26 protein-coding genes are annotated in these 25395 nt (G+C 45.5%); 10 read left to right on the top strand and 16 right to left on the bottom strand.

What is annotated here, in order from left to right; translation table 11 throughout:
* The first annotated feature begins 15 nt into the window (after nt 1-15).
* The gene (locus KYK27_RS03605) at nt 16-1128 is read left to right on the top strand and encodes a DUF5074 domain-containing protein (RefSeq protein ID WP_199108656.1); all 1113 of its coding nucleotides are present in this window, start codon (nt 16-18) and stop codon (nt 1126-1128) included.
* Between the two features lie 870 nt (nt 1129-1998).
* On the opposite strand, the gene KYK27_RS03610 is transcribed toward KYK27_RS03605, so the two are convergent.
* On the bottom strand, nt 1999-2286 hold the full coding sequence (locus tag KYK27_RS03610; RefSeq protein WP_199108657.1) for a hypothetical protein: 288 nt from the start codon (nt 2284-2286) through the stop codon (nt 1999-2001).
* 139 nt (nt 2287-2425) lie between these two features.
* On the opposite strand from KYK27_RS03610, the gene KYK27_RS03615 reads away from it, so the two are divergent.
* The 3 genes from KYK27_RS03615 to KYK27_RS03625 all read left to right on the top strand — a co-directional run bounded on the left by KYK27_RS03615 (nt 2426) and on the right by KYK27_RS03625 (nt 5354).
* On the top strand, nt 2426-2596 hold the full coding sequence (locus KYK27_RS03615) for a hypothetical protein (protein WP_199108658.1): 171 nt from the start codon (nt 2426-2428) through the stop codon (nt 2594-2596).
* A gap of 54 nt (nt 2597-2650) precedes the next feature.
* Nucleotides 2651-2878, top strand: coding sequence for a DUF2798 domain-containing protein (locus KYK27_RS03620; RefSeq protein ID WP_199108659.1), 228 nt, complete (start codon nt 2651-2653; stop codon nt 2876-2878).
* Between the two features lie 268 nt (nt 2879-3146).
* Complete coding sequence (locus KYK27_RS03625) at nt 3147-5354, top strand: B12-binding domain-containing radical SAM protein (protein ID WP_199108660.1); 2208 nt, start codon at nt 3147-3149, stop codon at nt 5352-5354.
* 34 nt (nt 5355-5388) lie between these two features.
* On the opposite strand, the gene KYK27_RS03630 is transcribed toward KYK27_RS03625, so the two are convergent.
* Nucleotides 5389-6024, bottom strand: a complete 636-nt coding sequence (locus tag KYK27_RS03630; protein WP_199108661.1) for a hypothetical protein — start codon at nt 6022-6024, stop codon at nt 5389-5391.
* A gap of 385 nt (nt 6025-6409) precedes the next feature.
* Between KYK27_RS03630 and KYK27_RS03635 the strand changes: the two genes are divergently transcribed.
* The gene (locus KYK27_RS03635) at nt 6410-6967 is read left to right on the top strand and encodes a fasciclin domain-containing protein (protein WP_199108662.1); all 558 of its coding nucleotides are present in this window, start codon (nt 6410-6412) and stop codon (nt 6965-6967) included.
* A gap of 309 nt (nt 6968-7276) precedes the next feature.
* Here KYK27_RS03635 and uvrB read toward each other — a convergent pair whose 3' ends face one another.
* The 13 genes from uvrB to KYK27_RS03700 form a co-directional block, all read right to left on the bottom strand.
* Nucleotides 7277-9304, bottom strand: coding sequence for an excinuclease ABC subunit UvrB (gene uvrB, locus KYK27_RS03640; RefSeq protein WP_199108663.1), 2028 nt, complete (start codon nt 9302-9304; stop codon nt 7277-7279).
* Nucleotides 9305-9507: 203 nt separating this feature from the next.
* Complete coding sequence (locus KYK27_RS03645) at nt 9508-9879, bottom strand: hypothetical protein (RefSeq protein WP_199108664.1); 372 nt, start codon at nt 9877-9879, stop codon at nt 9508-9510.
* Between the two features lie 39 nt (nt 9880-9918).
* Entirely contained in the window at nt 9919-10368 is a 450-nt protein-coding gene (locus KYK27_RS03650; protein WP_233150228.1) for a lipocalin family protein, read from the bottom strand.
* A gap of 22 nt (nt 10369-10390) precedes the next feature.
* Nucleotides 10391-10831, bottom strand: coding sequence for a hypothetical protein (locus tag KYK27_RS03655; RefSeq protein ID WP_199108665.1), 441 nt, complete (start codon nt 10829-10831; stop codon nt 10391-10393).
* Nucleotides 10832-10949: 118 nt separating this feature from the next.
* Nucleotides 10950-12659, bottom strand: a complete 1710-nt coding sequence (locus KYK27_RS03660) for a hypothetical protein (RefSeq protein ID WP_199108666.1) — start codon at nt 12657-12659, stop codon at nt 10950-10952.
* Nucleotides 12643-13221: an RNA polymerase sigma factor gene (locus tag KYK27_RS03665; protein WP_199108667.1), complete on the bottom strand. Its 579-nt coding sequence runs from the start codon at nt 13219-13221 to the stop codon at nt 12643-12645. The genes KYK27_RS03660 and KYK27_RS03665 overlap by 17 nt, the downstream gene beginning before the upstream one ends.
* A 254-nt stretch (nt 13222-13475) precedes the next feature.
* A complete protein-coding gene (locus tag KYK27_RS03670; protein WP_233150229.1) occupies nt 13476-13880 on the bottom strand; it encodes a YkvA family protein in 405 nt (134 codons plus the stop codon).
* A 107-nt stretch (nt 13881-13987) separates the two neighbouring features.
* Nucleotides 13988-14725 carry a shikimate dehydrogenase family protein gene (locus tag KYK27_RS03675; RefSeq protein ID WP_199108668.1) on the bottom strand — a complete coding sequence of 246 codons (738 nt, stop codon included), beginning with the start codon at nt 14723-14725 and terminating at the stop codon, nt 13988-13990.
* 6 nt (nt 14726-14731) lie between these two features.
* Nucleotides 14732-15676 carry a DUF368 domain-containing protein gene (locus KYK27_RS03680; protein WP_199108669.1) on the bottom strand — a complete coding sequence of 315 codons (945 nt, stop codon included), beginning with the start codon at nt 15674-15676 and terminating at the stop codon, nt 14732-14734.
* Between the two features lie 77 nt (nt 15677-15753).
* Nucleotides 15754-16536 (bottom strand): phosphosulfolactate synthase, encoded by a 783-nt coding sequence (locus KYK27_RS03685; RefSeq protein WP_199108670.1) that lies wholly within the window; start codon nt 16534-16536, stop codon nt 15754-15756.
* Nucleotides 16537-16542: 6 nt separating this feature from the next.
* A complete protein-coding gene (locus KYK27_RS03690; protein ID WP_199108671.1) occupies nt 16543-17940 on the bottom strand; it encodes a tetratricopeptide repeat protein in 1398 nt (465 codons plus the stop codon).
* An 88-nt stretch (nt 17941-18028) separates the two neighbouring features.
* Nucleotides 18029-19003 (bottom strand): NAD-dependent epimerase/dehydratase family protein, encoded by a 975-nt coding sequence (locus tag KYK27_RS03695; RefSeq protein WP_199108672.1) that lies wholly within the window; start codon nt 19001-19003, stop codon nt 18029-18031.
* A 27-nt stretch (nt 19004-19030) separates the two neighbouring features.
* A complete protein-coding gene (locus KYK27_RS03700) occupies nt 19031-19777 on the bottom strand; it encodes a tyrosine-protein phosphatase (protein ID WP_199108673.1) in 747 nt (248 codons plus the stop codon).
* Nucleotides 19778-20032: 255 nt separating this feature from the next.
* On the opposite strand from KYK27_RS03700, the gene KYK27_RS03705 reads away from it, so the two are divergent.
* The 4 genes from KYK27_RS03705 (at nt 20033) to hpf (ending at nt 22788) form a co-directional block, all read left to right on the top strand.
* Nucleotides 20033-21172, top strand: a complete 1140-nt coding sequence (locus KYK27_RS03705) for an acyl-CoA dehydrogenase family protein (RefSeq protein WP_199108674.1) — start codon at nt 20033-20035, stop codon at nt 21170-21172.
* A 149-nt stretch (nt 21173-21321) separates the two neighbouring features.
* Complete coding sequence (gene rpsU / locus KYK27_RS03710; protein ID WP_199108675.1) at nt 21322-21516, top strand: 30S ribosomal protein S21; 195 nt, start codon at nt 21322-21324, stop codon at nt 21514-21516.
* A gap of 69 nt (nt 21517-21585) precedes the next feature.
* Entirely contained in the window at nt 21586-22464 is an 879-nt protein-coding gene (locus tag KYK27_RS03715) for a tyrosine-type recombinase/integrase (protein ID WP_199108676.1), read from the top strand.
* Between the two features lie 24 nt (nt 22465-22488).
* A complete protein-coding gene (hpf, locus tag KYK27_RS03720) occupies nt 22489-22788 on the top strand; it encodes a ribosome hibernation-promoting factor, HPF/YfiA family (RefSeq protein WP_199108677.1) in 300 nt (99 codons plus the stop codon).
* 133 nt (nt 22789-22921) lie between these two features.
* Here the strand turns inward: hpf and metK are convergent, their stop codons facing one another.
* A complete protein-coding gene (metK, locus tag KYK27_RS03725; protein ID WP_199108678.1) occupies nt 22922-24226 on the bottom strand; it encodes a methionine adenosyltransferase in 1305 nt (434 codons plus the stop codon).
* Nucleotides 24227-24515: 289 nt separating this feature from the next.
* On the opposite strand from metK, the gene KYK27_RS03730 reads away from it, so the two are divergent.
* Nucleotides 24516-25337 carry a phosphatase PAP2 family protein gene (locus tag KYK27_RS03730; RefSeq protein WP_199108679.1) on the top strand — a complete coding sequence of 274 codons (822 nt, stop codon included), beginning with the start codon at nt 24516-24518 and terminating at the stop codon, nt 25335-25337.
* The last annotated feature ends 58 nt before the right edge of the window (nt 25338-25395 follow it).

Raw genomic sequence — 25395 nt, forward strand, 5'->3', positions numbered from 1 at the left:
TCTAAAACTATAAAAATGAAACGTACCCTACTTCGCGGCTTTTACACAGCTGCTTTACTGTTAACATCCACTTTTGCCTTTACCAGCTGCGACGAAACTGAAGATGTTAGCCCGGATATAAACAACTCTAAAGTAAGAGGCCTCTACGACCAAAAAGGCGTTTTTATACTGAATGAAGGCAATTTTGGTACCCCGAACGGGTCTATTTCTTTCCTGAGCGACAGTACAGGTCACCAGGTTAAAAACAACATTTTCAGCACTGCAAATGAGCAGCGCCCCTTAGGCGATGTGGTGCAGAGCATGGTACTGCATGATACGCTGGCCTATATTGTGGCTAATAACAGCAACAAGATAGAAGTAGTACATGCCTTCACTTTTAAAACGATAGCCGTGATAGAAGGCCTGAAGCAGCCGCGCTTTTTCGCTGCACTGGACGGCAACAAAGGTTACGTAACCGAGTGGGTTGCCTACGGCAGCACTGGACGCGTATCGGTTATCGACCTGAAAACGAATGCTGTACTTAAAACCATTACAGTGGGTGAAATGCCTGAGCAGCTCCTGATAGTTAACGGCAAACTATACGTAACCAACAGCGGTGGCAATACTATCTCTGTCATCAACACAACTACCGATGCTGTGGCGAGTACCGTTCCAACCGCAGACGGACCAAGCGAACTAGTACAAGGCAAAGACCAGTACATCTGGGTGCTGAGCGCCGGCAAGGTGGTGTACAAAGACGACTGGTCTGGTATCGATTACACGAAAACCACTCCGGGTTCGCTTAGCAAACTCAACACAGCAACGTCAGCTATCGACGCAACCTTTACTTTCCCGGGTAACCAGAGCATTCCCAAAAACCTGACTATAAATGGCCTCGGCGATAAGCTGTACTTTAATTACGAGAATAAAACGTTTATGCAGCCGGTAACCGCTGGCGGACTCAGCAACACTGTCATCATTAACCGTGGTTTCTATGGCATGGAAGCGGACCCTGAAACCGGTAACATTTTCGGTTCCGATAATAATAATTTCAGCGGCGACGGCACAGTGTTTATCTATAACTCTGATGGCGTTAAACTAAAAGAATTCAAGGCAGGCATCGGCCCGAACGGGTTTGTATTTAATTAAGTGAAAGTTGGTTGTTTAAAGGCTGCTTCTGTAATGGAAGCAGCCTTTTTTGTTTTGTAGCTTACTGCTTGGCTTTGAGATGACATGTAGGTCTTTCCTTGCTGGGAGGGAATTTCTGTTGGTGCTATAGTCTGAGGTAATGTTTTATAGTTCTGGTTTTCACCCACACCTACCCCTCCCAAGAGGGGAATTTCGGCTATAGCTGTAGTTATCTTATAGTTTCATAGTTGCTGTTTGTCATCTCCATGCCCCCTTCAAAGGGGGACTTTTCAACTACTGCTTTTCAAGCTGTCATTTCGACGGAAAGAGAAATCTGAATTAGCTATAATTACAGTCCACGAGCAGGACAGGTTTACCTGTCCCTTTGAAATTATAGCCACGTTAAATCTCGAAGCAAGCAGGTTCAAACTACACTTAGCGGTTACTATGAGAAAGATCACAGTCTTTGGGTTGAGCGCCTTGTAGATTTCTGGTGCCGCAGGCATTGTGAGGTACGAACAAAAGAAATGTACACCGCGCGATGCCCGAAGACGGGGCCTCCCGGCCGTGAGGGCACCAAAGCCAAATTGAAACTGTAGGTAAGTAGAGCTCCCAGGATGAAAGGAGATTTGAAAAGAAGGCTTCGTTCGGAGTGAAGAGATCCCAACTATAGGACTGTGAAATTTCTAACTATGAGCTGAGATAGATTTCTCACTTCGTTCAAAATGACAGAAGAAGAACCATAACTCAGACGCTAGCAGGAGCTGCGCACACTGCTAGGACTTACCAATCCTGTATATCAATCTAATCTCATTAATCCGCAATTAATATAAAAGTGGAAGTACAGATTGAATCCGTACTTCCACTTTTCTAAATTATTTCAACCTTACATTACTGTTTCTGATCCATGTCACGATGGTCAGCACTATCTCTTTTTCCATCACCCGCGTGCACAGCGCCTTCGGCATTGTCATAATACTTCTTTTCAAGGTCTACCGTGTCTTGGTTGGAAGGATTCGGTTCTGATGTATAACCTTCGTTCAACGATCCTTCTTCTACGTGGTCACTGTCTTCTTTATTAGTTTTCCCGGCCTGGGTGCCGCTATCGCAGCTGGTTATAGTGAGGGCTCCGGTAAAAAGAGTAGCAAGCATAAATGCCTTTATTGGTTTCGTATTCATAGTTGTAAAATTCGTGTTAAACATAAGTCGCCGGCCAGCCAACGAGTACCTACATTTACGACCCACGCCAGTTTATAGTTAAAACCAATACCCCTATCCCTGGAAAACCGTATTAATAACTCGAAACCAAACTATAGCTATGAAACAGAACAACCCCGTTGACCCGACAAAAGAAACCAGCAAGGATGATTCTTCTGACATCAATAAAGTAAAACAACAAAAGCAGGCAGCTCCGCCACAGGCTAAAACCACATCAAATAAAACCAGCCAACAGCGCGAAGACGAAGAAGCACAAAAAGGCCATTCATAAGTTGCTGAACTATAGTTGCCCGTTGTACCTTTGCAGCTATAGTTTTACCAACCCATGAAGAAGGCGCTCATTTCCGCACAGCTTAAAACCAAACTGCTGGTAATCCTGATCATCAGTATATTACTTGCGTCTGCCCTGGAACTATATACCTTTGGCATTCCTTCTGATTTTCTGTCGCGCTGGCTAAACTCCTTTTTTGTTATCTTCTTTATGATTTCGGTAACGGTGCTGGGTGTTGTACCCGCCATCAACTATGCGGTAAACAAAGCTGCCGGACGCTAGACTATAGTTACAGATCATTTCCTGCCTCCCGAATTCTCACTCACCACTTCCTGGTGCGGAAATAATTTCCGTGCTCACCTATAAATCCGAATCTGAGATTCGATCGGGTCAGAGGCCCAAACTATAGTTCGACACGAGCGAAGACGCTCGCGCTATAAAATATCTAAACTATAGAACTGAACCTGCCGCTACCTATAGCTGTTGCAGAAGCACTATGCCATAAAATCTGTACTTTTGCGGTGCAGACTTATACTTTAACATTTACACTTTGGAAACTACGCCAACCATACTGCTTATAACGCCTCCGCTTACCCAATTAAACACGCCTTACCCAGCCACGGCTTACCTTACCGGCTTTTTGCGCGGACAGGGCTATAATGTAGCGCAGGCCGATCTGGGTATTGAGCTGGTATTGCGTATGTTTTCCAAAGCAGGCCTTAAAAAGATATTTGCTGCCATAGAAGTTGGCGACTATGAATTATCAGATAACAGTTTCCGGATACTGAAGCTGAAGCGGGAGTACCTGGATACCATTGAGCCTGTCATCCGTTTTCTGCAGAACAAGGACCTGACTATAGCCCAACAGATCAGTTTCAGCAGGTATTTACCAGAAGCATCGCGTTTCGATCAGGTAGAAGACTTGGAATGGGCTTTTGGCAGCATGGGCATTACCGATCGTGCACGCTACCTGGCTACTTTATATTTAGAAGACCTTGGCGACCTGATCAAGGAAACGGTTTGCCCATATTTTGCTTTCAGCCGCTATGCCGAGAAACTGGCTATGTCTGCCACTTCGTTTGATCCATTGGAAGAAGAACTGCAGCAGGAACCAAATCTGGTAGACCAGTTTTTACTGGAGATACTGGATGAGCATTTACAGCGGGTACAGCCAACTATAGTTGGCTTATCTATTCCGTTTCCGGGTAACTTATACGGTGGCTTACGGCTGGCGCAACACATCAAACAGAATTACCCAACTATAAAAACAGCCATGGGTGGTGGCTACCCCAATACCGAACTCCGCAGTCTGCGCGAGCCGCGCCTGTTTAAGTATATTGATTTTGTGACGTTGGATGATGGCGAAGGACCGTGGCTGAAACTGATTGAACACCTGCAGGGCAAACGTGAAGCGGCTAACCTGCAACGCACCTTTATGCTTCAGGATGGACAGGTAACCTACATCAACAACTGCACTGACCCGGATGTGCCGCACACCGAAGTAGGTACGCCAGACTATAGCGGTCTGCCTATAAAAGATTATTTGTCGGTGATAGATGTAGTGAACCCGATGCACCGCCTGTGGAGTGATGGCCGCTGGAACAAACTGACTGTGGCGCATGGCTGCTACTGGAAACGCTGCTCCTTTTGCGACATTACCTTAGATTACATCCGCCGCTACGATGTGGCGCCGGCTACTTTACTGGTGGATAGAATTGAGCAGATCATTGGGCAGACCGGCCAGACGGGTTTCCATTTTGTAGATGAAGCCGCGCCTCCTGCCCCGCTCCGCGACATGGCGATTGAGTTGCTGCGCCGTGGTGTAAAAATAAGCTGGTGGGGAAATATCCGTTTCGAAAAGACCTTTACGCCTGACCTTTGCCGCTTGCTGGCTGCATCGGGTTGTATCGCTGTTTCGGGTGGGTTGGAAGTAGCTTCAGACAGGTTGCTTGCTTTAATGGAGAAAGGCGTAACAATAGCGCAGGTTGCCCGCGTAACCGATAGCTTCACACAAGCTGGCATTATGGTACACGCTTACCTGATGTATGGCTTCCCGACCGAAACTACCCAGGAAACTATAGATTCGCTGGAAGTAGTGCGCCAGCTGTTTATGAACAACGTGATACAATCTGGTTACTGGCATCGCTTCAGCATGACGGCGCATAGCCCGATCGGGAAAAACCCGGAGAAATATGGCGTGGTAAAAGTTGGCCCACCCGAAGGAGATTTTGCGAACAACGACCTGTGGCACAACGACCCGCAAGGCACTGACCATAGTTTATTCAGTGACGGTTTAGCCAAAGCGCTTTATAACTATATGCACGGTGTAGCTCTGGAGGAACCGCTTTCGTTCTGGTTTGATTTTAAAACGCCTCGCCCAACTATAAAACAGGACCTTATCGGCTCAGCCATCGCGCAGCCGCACCGACCTGACAGCACCCGCATGAATGCCCGCTTGCTGTGGCTGGGCAATATGCCGGAAATAGATTTTACCATGGTTGCTAAAAAAGGCCAAACGATAGAACGCTGCGAACTTACCTTTTATGAAAAAGGTGAAGACTTTCAGGTAAAGACTACCGCAACTATAGGCCAGTGGTTATTCGATGCTATCCAAAAGATATCGCTGGAGAGCGAAGAGGCTTATAGTTTAAATCAGTTGGAGGAGAGTTATCCGGCAGATGCGCATCTCACATTTGATGAATTTATGGCCTCGCCAACCTGGTTCGAACTACGTGAAAAAGGGCTACTGTTGCTGTAGCCCTTTTTCACGTAGTTTAATATTTCCCTTTAGTTTACCGTCTGGCCAGTATATACTTATCTTTTCGCAGCTTATTAAACAGGATGCGTGCCAGGTGGTTATTCAGTGTATCGTAGCCTGCAGATACGCCATAAACTTTAGAATCGGCGTACCATACAGGTTTGAGTGTATGGGTATCTATCAGGTATGCATGAAAAGCTGCGTTTGGCTGATCGCTTGAAGTAGTGGTAGCCACATTATTATGAAGTACTGTTGTATAGTTAGTAGAATACCAGTAATTGCTCTGCTTCACGAATAATATTCCGTCAACGCCTGTCTCCCGCAGTTTAGCCAGGAACTGACTATAGGTGAAATCGGTATTGATATCGAAAATATCTGAAGATTTCACAAGACGTGTCTGGGCATTTGGCCTCTCGAAATTACGTAGCAATGTTTTTTCCAATTGCTTGCGGTACCTATGGTTTTCAAGGTTATTAAACTTCCCTCTGATTTGTTCCTCGTAGGTAACAGAATCTAGCTCGCTAATGTCTGCCTGAGAATCTACAATTAATGAAAGCAGTCCTATATAGTATTTTTCAGGCTGATTTACTTTTACTGTTGAGGTTGACGTAACTGCACATCCAGACAAAGACATGATGCAGATAAGTAAAATGGGTAGAATAGTTTTCATGGGCTTTTATCGTAAAGGTTCAAAATATAAATATTATATATAGCAAAATCCATACCTGAAAGCATTAGCCAACTATTTATATTACAGGATTTTACAGCTCAATAGATTTCAATTAAAGCTGTTCAGAAATTTCTCTGATTAGACTTTGTTCATTCCTACACTTTCGGGCATTAAACATGAAGCCTTAGTCATCTCATCAATTACCTGAAAAATCAACACCAAAGGATAGTATTACCTATAGTACTATAGCAACTGGCTGAGTTTCCTGTTTTATACTATAAGCTAAAAATATAACAGAAGTCATTTTTTATATTAACCCAAGTCATATTTTAATACTATTTTCTTCACCAGTTTTGTGCAGTATTTAACACTTAAAACTAATAGTATGAAGAAGGTATCTCTAGCCATAGTAATAGCAATGGGTGCTATGCTGGCATCATGCAATTCAACTGAGCAACCAACAACTGAGGCACAAAACGAAGTAACTGAAACAGAAGCATTAGGCGGACAATCAGCCGTGCAGGACGATGAGTCGCAGAAAAACGTAGTACAGGTGGCTGCTTCTTCCCCGGACCACACAACTCTGGTAACAGCCGTTAAAACAGCTGGCCTGGTAGACGTGCTAACCAATGCCGGACCATTTACAGTTTTTGCGCCAACCAATGCCGCTTTCGAGCAATTGCCAGCCGGAACTGTAGAGAGCTTATTAACTGAAGAGAAACGTAGCGACCTGCGTAATATCCTGCAGTACCACGTGTATGTAGGCGTGCTGCAAGCCGAAAACTTTGAAGATGGCCAAAGCTTTGGTCAGGTAAATGGCGGCCGCGTAACTATGGGCGTGAAAGACGGAAAAGTAACCGTAAATGGCGCCAACATCGTAGCTTCTATCCCAACATCAAATGGCGTTATCCACGTGATCGATAAAGTGCTGCTGCCACAATAAAAGTTAATTGCTTATTGCTAGAATCAGGATAAAGGAAACCCACCGCTAACCCCTCCGAGATGGGAAACTATCTAACAATTTTTATGATAAATATTGTCAGTTTGTAACTGGTGGCTAACTGTAACATTAGGTTTGTAATTCAACTGGGCCGGAGGCCTAACTATAGCAAGGCACGAGCGAGGACGCTCGCGCCATAATACTTGCAAACAGCAAAAGAAAAGAGCACCTATAGTTTAAACTATAGGTGCTCTTTCACTTTCTAAATTTCTAACTTAAAACTTTCTAACTCCTAAACTCACTAACTATAGCTCAGTCTCGCTTTGTCTTAAGCAGGTTCCGGAGTTCAGAAAGCTCATCTCTGTATTTGGCAGCCTGTAAGAAGTCGAGGTCTTTGGCTGCGCCTTCCATTTGCTTTTCCGTTTTCTTGATAAGCTTTTCGAGCTGTTCCTTATTCATCATCTGTATCACAGGCTCAGCGGCAATCGATACTTCCTCCGGACCGGCATACATTTTCACTTCACGCTTAATGTTATCCGCAACTGATGTCTGCTCACGAATCTCGTCATTGGTTTTAAGGATAGTCCGTGGGGTAATGCCGTGCTCTTCGTTATAGGCCATCTGTGTAGCTCTACGGCGATTAGTTTCATCTATAGCGCGCTGCATAGATCCTGTCATGCGGTCGGCATACATAATTACTTTACCTTTTTCGTTACGGGCAGCGCGGCCCATAGTCTGTATCAGCGAGCGCTGGTCCCTCAGGAAGCCTTCTTTGTCGGCATCCAGAATTGCGACCAAGCTCACTTCCGGTAAATCCAGACCTTCGCGCAGCAGGTTAACCCCAATCAGCACATCAATTATACCTAAGCGCAGTTCACGTAATATCTCCACGCGGTCCAGGGTCTTTACTTCGGAGTGCAGGTATTTTACTTTTATGTTCAGCCTTTCGAGGTATTTGGCCAGTTCTTCCGACATACGTTTGGTAAGCGTAGTTACCAGCACACGGGCACCTTCTTTTACACGCTCATCAATCTCATCCAGCAGGTCATCTACCTGATTGGTACTTGGGCGCACTTCTATAACGGGGTCAAGCAAGCCCGTTGGTCTGATAATCTGCTCCACTATAACACCTTCCGATTTCTGAATCTCATAGTCGCCGGGCGTGGCGCTTACAAACACTACCTGCTTCATCATGCTTTCAAACTCGTTGAACGTAAGCGGGCGGTTATCCATAGCAGCCGGTAATCGGAAGCCATATTCTACCAGCGCTACTTTTCGCGAACGGTCACCGCCCCACATGGCGCGCACCTGCGGCACAGTTACGTGGCTCTCATCAATCACCATCAGGAAATCGTCCGGAAAATAATCGAGCAAACAGAACGGACGCGCACCCGGCGAACGACGGTCGAAGTAACGGGAATAGTTCTCGATACCAGAACAGTAGCCCAGCTCACGGATCATCTCCAGGTCAAACTCGGTACGTTCTTTTATGCGCTTGGCCTCTACAGGGCGATCTTCTTTCAGGAAATAATCATGCTGCGCTACCATGTCGTACTGTATCTCCGAAATGGCCTGCTGCAGTGTATCTTTGCCTGTTACGAAAAGGTTAGCCGGGTAGAGTGTAATGGCTTTCTCGTCGGCCAGCTTTTTACCGGTGGCCGGGTCTATGCGATGTATCTGCTCCAGTTCATCTCCAAAGAAATAGAAGCGGTAAGCAAAGTCGGCATAGGCCGGGAAAATATCCACCGTATCGCCTTTTACCCGGAATGTTCCACGTGTGAACTCTGCTTCGGTGCGGCTGTACAGGATCTGTACAAACGTATAAAGCAGGTTGTTGCGACTATAGCGCTGGCCCGGAGCCAGGTGCAGCACATTTTTCCCAAACTCTTCCGGGTTACCAATACCATAGATACACGATACCGATGCCACCACAATCACATCCCGACGCCCTGATAAAAGAGCAGAAGTTGTATGCAGACGTAGCTTCTCAATCTCCTCGTTTATTTGAAGATCTTTCTCGATAAATACATCTGAAGATGCAATATATGCCTCTGGCTGGTAGTAGTCGTAGTAAGAAATGAAATACTCTACGGCATTATCAGGGAAGAACTGCTTGAACTCGCCGTACAGCTGGGCGGCCAGTGTTTTGTTGTGGCAAAGTACCAGTGTTGGCTTGCCTGTATTTTTGATAACGTTGGCCATGGTAAAGGTTTTACCGGTACCGGTGGCACCCAATAATACCTGTACAGGCTCTCCGTTATTTACTCCTTCTGTGAGTTTGGCTATTGCCTTGGGCTGGTCGCCGGTTGGCTGGAACTCTGATGTTAGCTTAAAATCCATTCGTCGGTTTTACGAAATTAACGATAAAGTATAACATCTGAAACTGTACGTAAGTTTACCTTTTGCAAACATATTCGGGTAAGTTTAAGTATAAAAACACATGCACAAAAAAAAGCCTGCCGCAAAGCAACAGGCATTTCCAAGTCAGTCAGTTTTAATAATTCAAATCAATACGTAACCAGCTCTAAAGTATAGTTTCTACTTTAAAAAAGCTCCCTGCCGGAGTTGCAGATATTGGTTACTTTCACAGCCGGATACATAACCGCTACAGCTACACATCTTGGCCCGTATTCTCCATTTAGCTCCAGGGCCGCATTAATTCTTAGCCCCTCTTTCTGGTATTTTGCCGGCAGGTTATCGGTGGTAACATAACCGTTCTGCAGCTGGCCCAGGTAATTGTTACTTTGCTGGCTGTTGGCATCATTTTCTATTTTCAGGATATACCAGCCTGTCTCGCAATCCTCCCCGATCACTTCGATCTGCAGACATGCCGGAGCAGGGGCATCTTTCTGGCAACTCACAGTAAGTATAGTTAAGCCCAGATAAAAGAAAATGGTGCGTAATGTGTTCTTCATGTTTTAAGTTGTACTAACGGATCTCGCTGTAGTGTAAAATTATCGGTACAGGTAATAGGTATCGGTAAATCTGGCGTAAGGGTCGCTGCCGGTATAGGTGCAGATCAACACCAGCTTATTTGCCTTACACTCAGTCACTGTATAGGTAGCCGACCAGAATTGCTGGGTAAGTATAAATGCTCCCGGCAATGTGTACTCGGCTTTAAAGGCGCTATAGTTGTTTTTGGTTCTTGCTACATCATGCAACAGAAAAGCACTGTCACTTCTGAATTCAAAATAATCTTTGGCATTACCGGTATAGTTTGTTGTGTTGCAATTACCGCTACGGCAAGCCTGGTAATCAATTCTTTCTATCTTCCATTTACCCAGCAAAGCATTCCGTGTCTGGCCTGCTGTAAGGGTAGCCATTACCTCATCATCGGTCTGGCAGCTTAAGCAAAGCACCGCCAGCAGAAGAACTATACAAGTTCTGTAACTGCTTTTTTTCATAGCCCTGGTATAAATAGAAATATTAAATACCAGTACTCACTATCTGCTCCAGGCAAGTCAGCTTTACGATCTTGGCCTTTGGCAATGCTGCCTGGCAGGTGTAGAGATCCTTATATCGGTTGTCACGCTCTACCTCTACACAGCCAAACCTGTATTTTTGCCCGACTATAAGCTGTTGCAGCGTTGTGGCATTTACCCACGGTTGTATATAAGTAGTGTCGTTCACCTGTAGCCAGGTATCTTCAAACGCTCCGTACCCACAGATCACCTGCACAGCGGTAGCTTCAAAAACACAGTCCTGCACCGGGAAACAACCCCCTATCTCGTCCTCGCTGTTTTCGCAGCCCGACATAAAGATTGAAAAAAGAAGAAGGGCCAACAGTATATACCAACCGGATAAATTTGCTTTCACTATGGCTGCAACATCCAGAAGGGTTGCAGGAGTAAGGCGCATTTTCTTCATAGTTTTATGTAGTGTAGGTTTGGTTAGAACAGACGGTTATAGGGACTGTTGGCCTCCTTCCACTAGCAAGATTCTGAATTGGTACAGATGGTTGCACCGCTCCTGAAAAAAATATGAATTATTCGCCGTCGTGGCCAAGAATATAACTTACACCCATATTTAAGCCAATGGTATATGGCCTGCCCTGGTTGGCAATGGCGTGATCGTCGGTTAGCATGGATTTAAAGAAACTACGGTATTCAGGACCCACAGACACATTTACAGCATTAGAAATGCGCTTGCCTATGCCCATGCCCATATTGCCCGAGAACTGAACTTTACGGAAAGGAGAATCGTCGGTGGCGCTGTAAGTTACGCTTGCAATTTCCAGGAGAGATGATTTTATAGTTGTCTGCATCAGGAAATTGGCTGCCACGCTGCCGGTTGCATACCAGTACCAGTTCTGACCAAGGTTACCTTCTACCTGCATGCCCAGCGGAATGGAAAGCATCTGGTAACTATAGTCTACATCAAACGGCTGTTTTGTTTTTACAACACTGACAGAGTCGGTAGTAAAAGTGCTGAGCGATGGCAGAAATACGGTGGTTGGCTTAAGCTTTGAACGCTCATTAGTACGCGGATTAAACAGAAACTGCTCCACTATATAGCTAGACCTCGTTTTTGAGGTATTCTGACTATAGCCAAGTCCGCTCAGCAATTTAAAGCGCTTGCCAATTCTGAAACCAGCTTTGGCATCAACGTTATACGACATGGCCGCCTGCGTATTTTCCTGAAACTCGATACGGGCATCCCGCATGTTCTCTTCAGAGTCTACCGACATAGAAGGCTTCGGCTCTGGCTGCGGACCTACACTCGGCAGTTTAAAAATGGTATGCGGCGTTACAGTATAGCTGGGGATGTTAATGTTCTGCGTAAAATAAGTGGAGCCATAGCCCATTCCTACGTTCCAGCGGCTGGCAGTAACGGCAGCTTCTTTTTTGTCGCTCTCGGCGGGTTTGTTAAGTGCAAGCGCAAGTCCTGCTTGTGCCTGCTGCGCTATAGCTTCTTCCGTGTTTTCCTCAGGAGTTGTGGTTCCGAGTATGGCATTTCTGCGGAGCAGCGGGTTTATAGTGGCAGGGCTGGTATAGTTATCGGGTACGCTGGCGATCGCCTGGGTAGCCGGAATATAGGTTTCCTGCGGGGCTTTAGCATCAGTGCTTATACCTGTATTCTCATTAGTGCCTGCAGTGCCAGCTATGAGCTCTGTTGTTTCGCTACGTTCTGCTTTTATAGTTCTGCCATCAGCATTATCATAACTATAGTTTTGCTGTGCTATTGCTGAGGCGCTTCCAGATCGAATACCTGCATCTCTTTCTTCCAAATCACGGCTATGGTTCTGATTCTGTGCCTGAGCTATAGTTGGTACTTCCTGTTTCCCGGCTTCGGGAAAACCATTGTTATTTGCTGACTCTGTTAAACTATAGTTGCCTGCTTCAGGGGAAGCTGACGTTGAAGCGCTATTTGCAGCTATAGTTGCATTGCCAGTAACATCTTGTTCAACTATAGGTTTACGCTGCTGCTGTGTGGTGGTAGCAAGTAATGTGTCTTTCTGATCTTTTTTATAATGGAGCACCAGGGCTGATCCGGCAAGAACAAAAAGTATAAAGCAAGCTGCTGCCAGCTGCCTGTAAAACAAAGCGCGCTTCTTGTACTTCGCATTCTCCTGCATGGCAAGGGCATGATCAATACGTGACCAGACTTCCGGACCCGGCGTTGCTTCCGCATCCTGGAAGCGTTGCCACATGCTCTGCTCCAGTTCCCCGTAATCTTTTTTATCTGTTGATGACATGCTCTTTATATGGTCTATCCTGTTGCACCAGCATACTTTGCAGTATAGCTCTTGCTCTTGAATACTGAGATTTAGAGGTACCTTCCGAGATATCCAGCATTTCGCCTATCTCTTTGTGGTTGTACCCCTCAATAGCATAGAGGTTAAATACCATGCGGTAACGTGGCGCCAGGCTCTGGATAATACTTAATAGTTCATCCATACTATAATCGTTCAGGTTATAGTCGCCGGAGCTCAGGTTTTCCACTTCCTCTGATTCATGTGAGACGGTAAGCAGCGATTTTTGCCGCAAATGTTTCAGGGCAGTATTTACGATGATCTTCCGTATCCAATACTCCAGCGGGCAATCCCTTTTAAAATTCTGGATATTCGAAAACACCTTTACAAAGCCCTCCTGCACTATATCTTCCGCCTCAAATGTTGTAGGAGCGTAGCGCAGGCAGACCATCATCATCTTTTTAGCATACAGGTCATATAGGAGCTGTTGCATGTCCCGCTTGCCGGCAATGCAACCCTCAATAAGCTTCTCCTCTTCTGACTTGTTACTGCTAAAAAGTTTCAACTGCTGACCTGATTACGGTCCTCACTCACATGAGCCTAAAAGTAGTGCTATGGTTGCAAGGCCGGGTAAATTTTTCTTACAGGATATTCGGTTTACCTAAGTATTAACATATCAGTATACTTAGCGCAGGTAAATGTAAGAAATTGCAGTGAAAGTAGTGCTATATAAAGAAGCAGAATGTACGCAGAAGTTAGTATAAAAAAGAAGCGTGCCCGGTTCAGGCACGCTTCCAAATTTATAACTATAGCAAACTGTTAGGCAACTCCAAGAAAAAGCATTTTATAAACCAGCACGGCAACTATAGTTGCGAACAGCATCCATACATAGCCAATAACTCTGTAGGCTGTGGCACTGCCTGCTGTTGCGCCGCTCATGGTATCGTACGCTTCTATGCGGGCGTGGTCTAAAACACTTTTGGTAAGCAAATGATACGAAAATCCGATGCCCAGCGTAACAGCCACCACATCATCCAGGAAACCAAAAACCGGCATCAGATCTGGCACCAGGTCTATCGGACTGATGGCATAGCCAATGGCAAGCGCTAACAACAACCGTACATACCACTTTACGCGCGCATCGCGGTAGGAAAGATACAACGCGTAGATCTCTGCATTTAGAGCGTGTGTTTTCTGCTTCAGGGTGGTTAGCTGGGTAATCATAGGGTGGCGGTTAGGTGGCTCTCGTTTTCAGGCTTTTACGTGAACCGGCACGCCTTATGTTACAGCATTTTACAATTATTTTCAAGAAAAATAAATTGCATTTCGTTTTACCTGTTTTGCCAGATCTGCCAGGCAGCCTCGGCCTGCCCATATAGCATCCGGAGGCCATTTATAGTTTGCGCACCCGCTGATTTTCCTTTTTCCAAAAAGAGTGTTTGCTCGGGGTTATACACCAGGTCGTAAAGGCAATGTTGGGCAGATAAGGCCTCGTAAGGTAGTTCAGGGCAATTCTCGACGGCAGGGTACATACCCAGCGGCGTGGTATTAACGATAAGCTGATACTGCTTTAGTAATTCGGGGGTAAGGTCTGCGTACGTTAATCGGCCTTGCCCGGCTTGCCTTGATAAAATTGTATAGTTTATCTGCAGATCCTGAAGTGCTGCCACTACTGCTTTAGAAGCACCGCCGGTGCCTAATACTAAAGCTCTGCTGTTTTGCGTTGCGGGGTAAACTTGCTCCAGCGAATCCCGGAAACCGATATAATCTGTATTGTATCCTTTGGTTTTGCCAGCTGCTATTTTTATGGTGTTTACTGCACCAATGCGTGCAGCCGCTTCATCCAATTCATCCAGAAAAGGGATCACCGTTTCTTTGTAAGGCACAGTTACATTCAGGCCGACCAGGTCAGGTTGTTTTTGCAGTAATTGGGGGAGCTCGGCTATAGTTGCCAGTTCGTATAGTTCATACGTTGCATCAGCTATACCTTCCCGCTCAAACTTTTCTGTAAAGTAGCGCTTCGAGAATGAGTGTCCCAGCTTTTTACCGATCAGGCCGTAGCGTTGCATCGTTCCTTAAACTGTAGTGGAATGGTCGTCGGTGATGTAGTCTATAAAGTAAACCAAGGCAAAGCCAAAGATAGCCAGCAGTGTACCATACAACAAGTAAGGCTCTTCTCCTGTCAGTTGCAGGTAATCGGTTGGCAGCACATTGGCCTGTACCAGCGGTTTTAATTCGCCATGACGGTCGGTATACGTTTCCAGCGTCTGCTTCCAGGGCCACACTTTGTTCAGCGAACCCAGCATAAAGCCAGTAAGAAGTGCTACCGTCAGGTTATGGTAGCGCTTCAGCATCCAGTTCAGCACATGCGAAAAACTCAGGATGCCGACCAAACAGCCCAGCCCGAAAGTAAGTATAGTTGCTATTTTAAGGTCTTTTACGGCGTTTAGTATAAACTCGTACTTGGCCATTAAAACCAGTATAAAGCTACCGGAAATACCCGGCAAAATCATGGCGCAAATAGCAATAGCACCGGACAGGAAAATGAACCAGTAAGCTTCCGGCGTTTCGGTTGGGGTAGCTATAGTTACCCAGTAGGCAATGGCCGCTCCGATTATAAAAGCAAGCATTACCATGGGTGTCCACTTCGTTATTTTTTTACCTACCACTACCGTAGACGCCACGATCAATCCAAAGAAGAATGACCAGAGCAACTCCGGGTGAAACTCCAGCAGGTACAACACTACCCTCGAAAGCAGCCCGATCGAGAAGCCAATGCCAGATAGCAGCCCTACCAGGAAGTTACCGTTAATATGTTTCCAGAAGCCAGCCAGGTTAAACCGAAGCAGTAGTTTTACAGCCTCTCCGTTTACCGACCTGATAGAGTCAAGCAGCTCTTCGTAAATGCCTGTTATAAATGCTATAGTTCCGCCAGATACGCCCGGCACTACATCGGCAGCCCCCATGGCCACACCTTTCGAGAAAAGCAGAAGGTATTCTTTCAGTGATCTGCGTTGCATAAATCTGTTTCTGTCCTTATAACAAAATTGCCCGTTCGGGTACGCCGACGGGCAATTTATAGTTTATGTTTTTATAGTTACCCTTTCAGGCTGGCGTCATCCATGTTCAGGAAGTGGTGGAATGTGTCGCCACGCAGACCTAAACGGATCGTTTCCAGGGGAATAACCTCGCTTGGCGCTATGTTACCAAGGTTTACGTTTGCACCCAGTAGTTTAATAAACCAAACCTGCTGTGCTTTCTGAGGCGCTTCCCATAATATCTTCTCAAAAGGTATCTTGGTCAGAATCTCTTCTACCAGACCGCTACGAACCTCACCTGTAGAACGGAACAGACCAACGTTACCACCTTCACGGGCTTCACCAATCACTTTCCAGGCACCGGCATCCAGCTCCGTCTGCATCAGTTGTATCCACTTATAAGGCGGGATGATCTTCTCGGCATCTTTAGAGCCTACTTCCGATAATACAGTTACCTGCGTAGCCAGCGTCTGAATATACTGTAGCTTTTCGTCATGGTTCATCTCCAGCGAGCCATCCGAAACTTCTGCAAAAGTCATTTCATACTTATCCAGAATACGGCGATAGTCCTCGAACTGGTTGCGGGCCACGAAAGCCTCGAACAAAGTACCACCAAAGTAAACAGGTATACCTGCTGCCCTGTAGGCATCCAGTTTTTTCTGCAGGTGAGGCACCACATACGATGTGGCCCAGCCCAGTTTTACGATATCTACATATTCCCCGGCTACGTCCAGAAAGTCTTCCACTTCCCGCACACTCAGACCTTTGTCCATGGCCATGGTAAAACCCCGCTCGCGTGGCTTAAGCTCGCGCTCCGGCAGGTTATTCAGCGTATAGTTCATCTGATATTATTTGCGATACTGATCTATTAATCTGGCTAATGCCCGCTGCGACTCCAGTTCCGGGAAGAACTCAAACAACAGCTTATGTTTTTCGAAGTCCAAAATTAAGGCATTTTCAAGATAATTGTAAGCTTCGCGGTATTTTCCTGCAGAAAGAAGATAGGCGCAGGCCCTGTAATATAGCTCTGCTTCGTCTGGTTGCAGTTCTATGGCATTTAAAATAATATCGGTAGCCTCATCATAATTGCCCTGTTCGTACAGAATGATAGACCAGTTGAGGTAAATATCCTTATCGTTAGGCTGTATCTCGGCGGCACGCGCATAACTTTCCAACGCCGACACCACATGACCCACATGATACTCGGCGGCGGCTAGCGCCACCCAGTAATCAGAACTGTCGTCGTACAGCTCCACTGCTTTTTTAAAGAAGTGAACCGCCTCATACCACTTGCCCTGCGCATCCAGTATCACGCCAATACCAAACCAGGCCTCGTCCATTTCCGGATCCAGGTCCACCGATTTCTGGTAATACCTTCTGGAAAGGTCCCATTGCTGCAGCTTTTCGTAGCACTCCCCGATGTTGCAATACACTTCTGCGGATTGTTCCCCATGCTCGTGCATGGCGTTAAATGCTTCAATGGCCTTGGTATATTCACCTATAAACACATAGGCATTGGCCATGTTGTTATAAGCGGTAATAAAATCGGGCTTAATGATCGTGGCATAGTCATAAGCGGCTATGGCCTTGTCATAAGCACCTGTTTTATTGAGCACGTTGCCCAGGTTAAACCATGCGACATACGAGTAAGGATCATCGTCTACAAACTTCTGGAAAAATGGCAGATGCTCGCGCAGCGTACCGGCTACTTCCATACAGTAAACAATTTCCTGCATAGCCGCTTCGTTCTCCAAATTCAGCTCAATGCACTTTTTATAGTACTTAACAGCTGAGCCGAATTTCCCCCAGCTCTGGTAGGCCAACCCGATGTTAAAGAAAATATCATCACGGTCTTCGGCAAAGGCCAGGGCTTTCTTAAAGTAGTCGATCGCATCGCGGTACTCGCCACGCTGCGAAAAAATAATACCACGCGTCAGGTGTATATCCGGGTTACCGGACTCCACTTCAGCTACTTCGTTTATCAAGGCAAGGGCATCGTCCAGACTGCCGGCCATAGCCAGTAACTGCGCCTTATCTATCTGTAGTTCTGATGAAAAAGGATATTGTGCGATGGCTGCATCGCAGGCTGCTAATGCCTTTTTATACTCAAAGTTTGCGGTATAGTGGTCAATTATAGTTTCAAAGTCGTTGATGTCGAAAAAAGCAGTGCCATTGTTCCCGAGCGATTGCTCGAAACGTTGTATCAAATCCAGCTCTTCGCTGTTATCTTCAAAATTATCTTTCATCTCAAATCCCAACCGGCTGCCCCAACGCAGCCTTTGTTACATTACATTTTATACAGGCAAATAGTTTATAGTTGAGGGAGCTAAAAAGCTACTTTACAGCCTGCTGCTTTAGTAATTCTGCACAGGCCCAGGCTATGGTTTCGGGTAACGTTCTGAACTCCAGGTTAATGGCTTTCTGCACCTTTGCACTGCTAAAGAAATGATTTTTTGCTGACACCCGCGCCGTGTCTTTTGTAATAAGCGGACGCGCGCCCGTTAACCAACTCCTCAACCGTTCGGCACGCCATACAACTTCTGCCAATACCGGGTTTACTTTGCGTGAAGGTGCTTTCTTACCCATACAACCGGCTACCTGTTCAAAGAAATCTTTGTAAGCCAGCTGTCCTGCATTCAATATAAATCTTTCGCCTGATATTTCCGAGAAGGTGAGCCGCAACATGGCTTCTATCACATCCCTTACATCTACAAAATTGGCTTTGCCGCCTGTATAAAAAGAATTGTTGTTATGTACATATTTAAACAGCCGTGTACTGCTGCGGTTCCAGTCTGCCGGCCCCAGCACCACCGAAGGGTTAACTATAACGGCATCCAGGCCTTCCGAAATGCCGCGCCATACTTCGAGCTCGCCTAAGTGTTTAGAACTTGCATAAGCGGAGTGCGCCTCTGCCTGATCCCATTTGCTGTTCTCGGTTAGCACATCTTTTCCGGCCGGTCGGCCAACAGCTGCTATAGAGCTGACATGACAAAGCTTTATAGTTTGGGCCTCGATGCAGGCATCTACCACATTGGCCGTGCCTTCTATATTAACCTGCTTCAGTAAGTCTTTATCCTGCGGGTCGTAAGAAACCAGCCCTGCACTATGGAAAACATAATTAACACCTTGCAGAGCCTTCCGCAACAATACAATATCCTGTATATCACCTTCCAGCCACTCTACCTTTTCGGCAAAAGCTATAGTTGGTATCTGCCCGCGGTAAAGTGCGCGCACCTGATGCCCCTGCTTTACTAGTTCCGGTATCAAGAAACTACCTATAAGGCCACTACCGCCTGTTACAAATATCATCTAATGTTTAACTTACTACGGTGGGAACTATAGTTGCGCGTTTAACAATGGCAACGAAAGCAGTTTGTTTATATATTTGGTGCTAAGCACTTTCTGCAGCGACGCGATGTGTTTTAAACTATGCACATCGGAGCCAACAAGATCTACCAAGCCATTATCAATCAGCTTTTCTATAACAGTTTTTGCTGCCGGCGAGTAATAACCAGTTAACGAGTTCAGGTTTGGCTGCAACAGCACCCCTTGCTCCCGTAACTCTATCAGGTCGTTAAACTTGCCATAGAAATACGAATAACGCTCAGGATGTGCCATTACCGGTTTATATCCTTTAGAGCGCATTTTAAAGATGGCTTCGCGCAGGTTAAGCGGCTCGTTCAGGAAAGAAGTTTCGAAAAGCAAATACTTATCCCCAAAGGTCAGCAGTTCATCGCCATTGTCCAGCTTCTCCAGGAAAACTTCATCCAGGTAATATTCAGCGGCACAGCCCAACTCCATTTGCAGGCCAGCTTCGGTGATGGCAGTTCGCAACAGCTCCAGCTTTTCACGTATTCCTTCCGGCGTGTTGCGGTAAAAATCGCTCATGATGTGGGGCGTCATAATCAGCTTACGGTAACCCAACTGCTGCATGGCCTGCACTAGTTCAAGGGATCGCTCCAAGGTATCTGCCCCATCATCCAGCCCCGGCAGAATATGCGAGTGCATATCCACACCTACAGCGCCCAGCGACTCTAAGGATGTGGATTCTCCACCAAATAAGTTTTTGAAAAACTGCTTCATTTACTGTTGTTTAGCTAGTCACCTTTTCTGCCTTCGTATGGTTCGCGCAATCGGGTACTTAGCAGCTTCAAAATAACGCAAATTAAACGCGCTTTCAAAATGAGTACTATATGGTAGCTCCTATAGTTTCCTTGTTTAATGTACTCTGTTTTGGCTGCTCAAATTGTCCGTTTGCCATTAAATATATAGCTTTGTGAACATACGGTTCTTTAAACCGTTATATACGCGACTCCACAACCTTCAAATAAACTATAAATGGAATTAAAATATACAGAGAACCAGCGCATGATTGCCGACATGGTTCGTGACTTTGGTGCCAAACACATCAAACCTAAGATGATGGAGTGGGACGAAAGCCAGGAATTTCCGGTAGAGGTATTCAAAAAGCTGGGTGAACTGGGGCTTATGGGCGTACTGGTACCAACCGAATATGGCGGTTCTGGTTTCGGTTACCTGGAGTATGTTACCGCTATTGCCGAACTATCTAAGATAGATGGTTCTATTGGTCTTTCGATGGCGGCGCACAACTCGCTTTGCACCGGCCACATATTACAATTCGGAAACGAAGAGCAGAAACAGAAATACCTGCCGAAACTGGCTACGGCCGAGTGGATAGGTGCCTGGGGTTTAACTGAGCCAAACACTGGTTCTGATGCCGGCAACATGCGTACCGTAGCTGTTGAGGATGGTGATTACTATGTTATAAACGGAGCCAAGAACTTTATTACGCACGGTAAATCTGGTAACGTAGCCGTAGTTATTGTGCGTACCGGCGAAGTAGGTGACTCGCATGGCATGACTGCTTTTATAATTGAGAAAGGCACACCGGGCTTTAGCGCTGGCCGCAAAGAGAACAAACTGGGCATGCGTGCTTCCGAAACTACAGAGCTTATATTCCAGGACTGCCGCGTACACAAGAGCCAGATGTTAGGCAACGTAGGCGAAGGCTTTATACAAGCCATGAAAGTACTGGATGGCGGCCGTATTTCTATTGCAGCCTTATCACTGGGTATTGCGCAGGGTGCTTTTGAAGCTGCATTAGCTTACTCGCAGGAGCGCAGCCAGTTCAACAAGCCTATCTCCTCATTCCAGGGTATTTCGTTTAAACTGGCAGACATGGCTACTGAAATTGAGGCGGCAGCTTTGCTTACTTACCAGGCAGCAGACATGAAGAACCGTGGCCTGAATGTGAACAAAGAATCGGCTATGGCAAAACTGTATGCTTCTGAAGTATCGGTTAGAGTGGCTAACGAAGGCGTGCAGATATTCGGCGGTTATGGTTTTACAAAAGACTACCCGGCTGAGAAATTTTACCGCGACGCCAAGCTTTGCACGATAGGCGAAGGCACAAGTGAGATACAAAAACTGGTAATTTCCCGAACTATACTTAAATAACTAATTTAAAAGTACTATCTTTGTGGCCTGAATCCACTGATTTAGAATATTTTATAAATTAGCAGATAATAATTGCTTAAATAGTTGATTTTTAAGCGTAAGCTTTATTAAATTTGCAACCCTAATTCCAAGAGAAGCGAAACAAAGACATGATTATTGTAAACGTAAAAGATAACGAGTCTGTAGACCGTGCATTAAAAAGATTTAAGAAGAAGTTCGAGAGAACTGGTGTATTGAAAGAGCTTAGATCAAGAACTTTCTTCGAGAAGCCATCTGTTTCTAAAAGAAAGCAGAAGGAAAGAGCTAAGTACAAGCAAACGCTTTTCGTAAAGGATAACTACTAATTTCGTTTCCGAAATAATATATTTTCCATAACTTAGTATAGTTGCCAGATCAGGTGGCTATATTAAGTTATGGAATTATTTTTTAAGTACCTACAGTACGAAAAGCGGTATAGCCCGCACACCCTTACCTCCTACCACACCGATCTGGGGCAATTTTCTGGTTACTTACTCCAGACCTACGAGATCACCGATCCGGCCGAAGCCGATCATACCATTATCCGTTCCTGGATCCTATCACTTGTACAGCAAAACATTCAGCCACGGTCCATTAACCGTAAAATTGCCTGCCTGCGCTCCTACTATAAATTCTTATTAGGCCAGGAAAGAATTACGGCCAACCCGATGCTGCGCATTAAAGCGCCAAAGGTTTCTAAAAAGCTACCAGGCTTTGTACCCGAAGAGTCGTTTAACAACCTGCTGGATGGCTTTGAGTTTGAAGATAGCTTTGAGGGTCAGCGCGACAGGCTGATTCTGGAATTCCTGTATGGTACTGGTATGCGTTTAGCGGAGCTCATCAATATAAGCGAACAGGATATCGATAAATACCAGAAAACAGTGCGTGTATTGGGCAAAGGCAATAAGGAGCGGATTATTCCTATCAATGACTCTTTGTGGGCAAGTATTGAGGCCTATTTAATGCATAAGAAAGGCGAGCTGGGCAATAACAATTCCGAAAAGCTGCTCGTTACAATTAAAGCACGCCCCCTGTATCCCAAATTCATCTACCGTGTGGTAAAAAAGTACATTAGCTTGATCACTACTTCCGAACATAACAGTCCGCACACGCTGCGACACTCTTTTGCCACACACTTGCTCAATAAAGGAGCAGACTTAAACGCAATCAAAGACCTACTGGGGCATGCCAGTCTGGCGGCAACTCAGGTCTATACCCATAACTCTATAGAGAAGCTTAAATCGATCTTCGAGAAAGCTCATCCAAAAGCATAAGTTAAACCAATAAATTTTACCACTATGAAGCTACAGATGCATTCCATCCACTTCGAGGCTGACACTCAGCTTACCGATTTTATCCAGCAGAAAGTAGATAAGCTAGAAACATTTTACGACCGGGTTGTAGAAGGTGAAGTGTTCATTAAACATAACAACAACGACGGTATCAATACCAAAACGGTAGAGATAAAACTGTTCGTTCCGGGTGCTACCCTTTATTCTGAAGAAAATGCCCCATCATTTGAAGCTGCCGCCGATGCCGCTGTAGAAGCCATGCGCCGCCAGCTTAAAAGGTTTAAGGATAAACAAATGGCACATTAGGAAAGCTTTACAATTATGAATATCTCTTAAGTGAGATAACCATAAAACAAGAGCGCCTGCTATAGTTAGCAGGCGCTCTTGTTTTATGGTTGCAAAAGCTTGATGTCTTTTGTCTAACGTCTATAGTTTAAGATTACAAACCAAACTCTTGTTTGATCATATCCACGTAATCAAGTTTCTCCCAGGTAAAGGTATCAAACTCTTTCACTTCTTTGTGGCCATTTACTGATAGCTCCACTTTTTTCTTGCCTGGTATTCTGCCCATGTGGCCATAAGCGGCTGTTTCTGAGAAGATAGGGTTCTGTAAACCAAAGCGCTGAACTATAGCATAAGGACGCATATCAAACAGTTTGTTTACTTTATCAGCAATCTCACCATCGCTCATGATGTTACCGTTAGCATCTTTTGCCTTGGTAGAGCCATAGGTTGTAACATACAAACCAACCGGCTTAGCCACTCCAATTGCATAAGCTACCTGCACCAACGCCTGATCTGCTACGCCGGCTGCTACCAGGTTTTTAGCAATATGGCGGGCTGCATAAGCTGCAGAGCGGTCTACTTTAGATGAATCCTTGCCAGAGAAGGCACCACCACCGTGTGCACCTTTACCACCATAGGTATCAACTATAATTTTACGGCCTGTTAAGCCAGTATCCCCGTGCGGACCACCGATCACAAACTTACCAGTCGGGTTAATGTGGTAGGTAATATCGTCGTTAAACAGGTTCTGAATACGCTCTGGCAACAGTTTCATTACACGCGGCATCAGGATAGCATCCACATCTTCTTTGATCTTGGCTACCATCTGCTGCTCGGCTTTATCTTTTGCTTCCGGTGTGTTGTTCTCAGATGTAATAAATTCGTCGTGCTGAGTGGAGATCACGATCGTATCTATCTTCTCCGGCACATGGTTATCACTGTAACGAATCGTAACCTGCGATTTAGCATCCGGACGCAGGTACGTCATTTCTTTGCCTTCCTTACGGATAGCTGCAAGCTCTTCGAGTAACAGGTGCGAAATGCTTAGTGCCAAAGGCATATAGTTGTCGGTTTCGTTTGTAGCGTAACCAAACATCATACCCTGGTCACCTGCTCCCTGGTCTTCCGGGTTAGCACGCTCCACACCCTGGTTAATATCAGCAGACTGCTCATGTATCGCTGAGATAACACCACAGGCATCTGCGTCAAACATATATTCAGACTTGGTATATCCGATGCGCTTTATAACGTCACGCGCAACTCTTTGCACATCTACATAAGCTTCGGATTTTACTTCCCCGCTCAGCACTACAAGCCCTGTGGTAACCAGTGTTTCGCAGGCAACTTTAGACTGTGGGTCCTGCTTTAAGAATTCATCAAGAAGTGCATCAGATATCTGATCCGCTACTTTATCAGGATGTCCTTCTGACACTGACTCAGAAGTGAATAAATATGGCATTGCTTAAATTTTATAGTACGATTGAAAAACTATGGCCGTGCGGTCACTTACTGCAAAGCTAAAACAATTCCGGCACACTTAAAAAATTCAGGTGGTATACCTTATCAAGCTTATGGTAGGCAAAACAGTCAGGAACTGATACGAAAATGCTCAGTATTCAGATATAGTAATCTATAAAAATTCATACAAACTATAGCGCTATATCCTTATCTAGCTATAGTACAAAACCTTTTAAATAAGAGGCCGTTTCAAAAACATCAATTCCAGAACTACAACAAAGATTATACTTATGAAATCCATTATATCCTTATTAACAATATTTACTATCCTTGTCTGCCCCGCAATGGCACAGGAAAATAACTCGCCCTATAAAACCAGGTTTGCTGTAGATGCACCAGTTATAGCTGCCGGTGTTGGCCTTAGCGCGTACGGTCTATCCTTGATCCAGGATAAGGAAGGCTTTACGGAAGCAGAAGTGCTTGCATTGAATAAAAATGATGTAAACTCTTTTGACAGATTCAGCGCAGGTTATCACTCCAAAAGTGCGAAAAAAGCCAGCGATTTTCCGTTCTATGGCTCCTTTGCAATGCCTTTTGCTATGATGCTGAATAAGAATGTAGGCCAGAAAGCAGGACAGGTTTTAGTGCTTTATATAGAAACGATGGCCGTAACCGGTACACTTTTTACGCTGGCAAATGGTAACACAGAGCGTGCAAGACCGTTGGTTTACAGCAATGAAGTGGACATGGGCGATAGAACAGAAGCCAATGCGCAAAACTCATTCTTTGCCGGTCATACAGCTGCTACTGCCGCAGCTTCTTTTTTTGCAGCCAAGGTATTTCACGATTTCAATCCTGATTCGGGGGCAAGACCGTATGTATGGGCTGTTGCCGCAGCAGTACCTGCCACTGTGGGCTACCTGCGCCTGAAAGCTGGTAAGCACTTCCTGAGTGATAACCTGATCGGGTATACGGTTGGAGCAGCTTCGGGCATACTTATTCCGCAGTTACATAAAAAAACCAATAACACAGGCATCTCCCTGGCACCTACTGTAATACCAACTTTTAATGGTGCAGCAGCACAGGGCGCAAACCTTAGCTATACTTTCTAAATAGGTTCAAACCAATATAAAACAAAAGGGCTACCAAGTTGGTAGCCCTTTGTACAAT

The organism is Pontibacter populi (assembly GCF_019336435.1).
GTDB classification, from domain to species: Bacteria; Bacteroidota; Bacteroidia; order Cytophagales; family Hymenobacteraceae; genus Pontibacter; species Pontibacter humidus.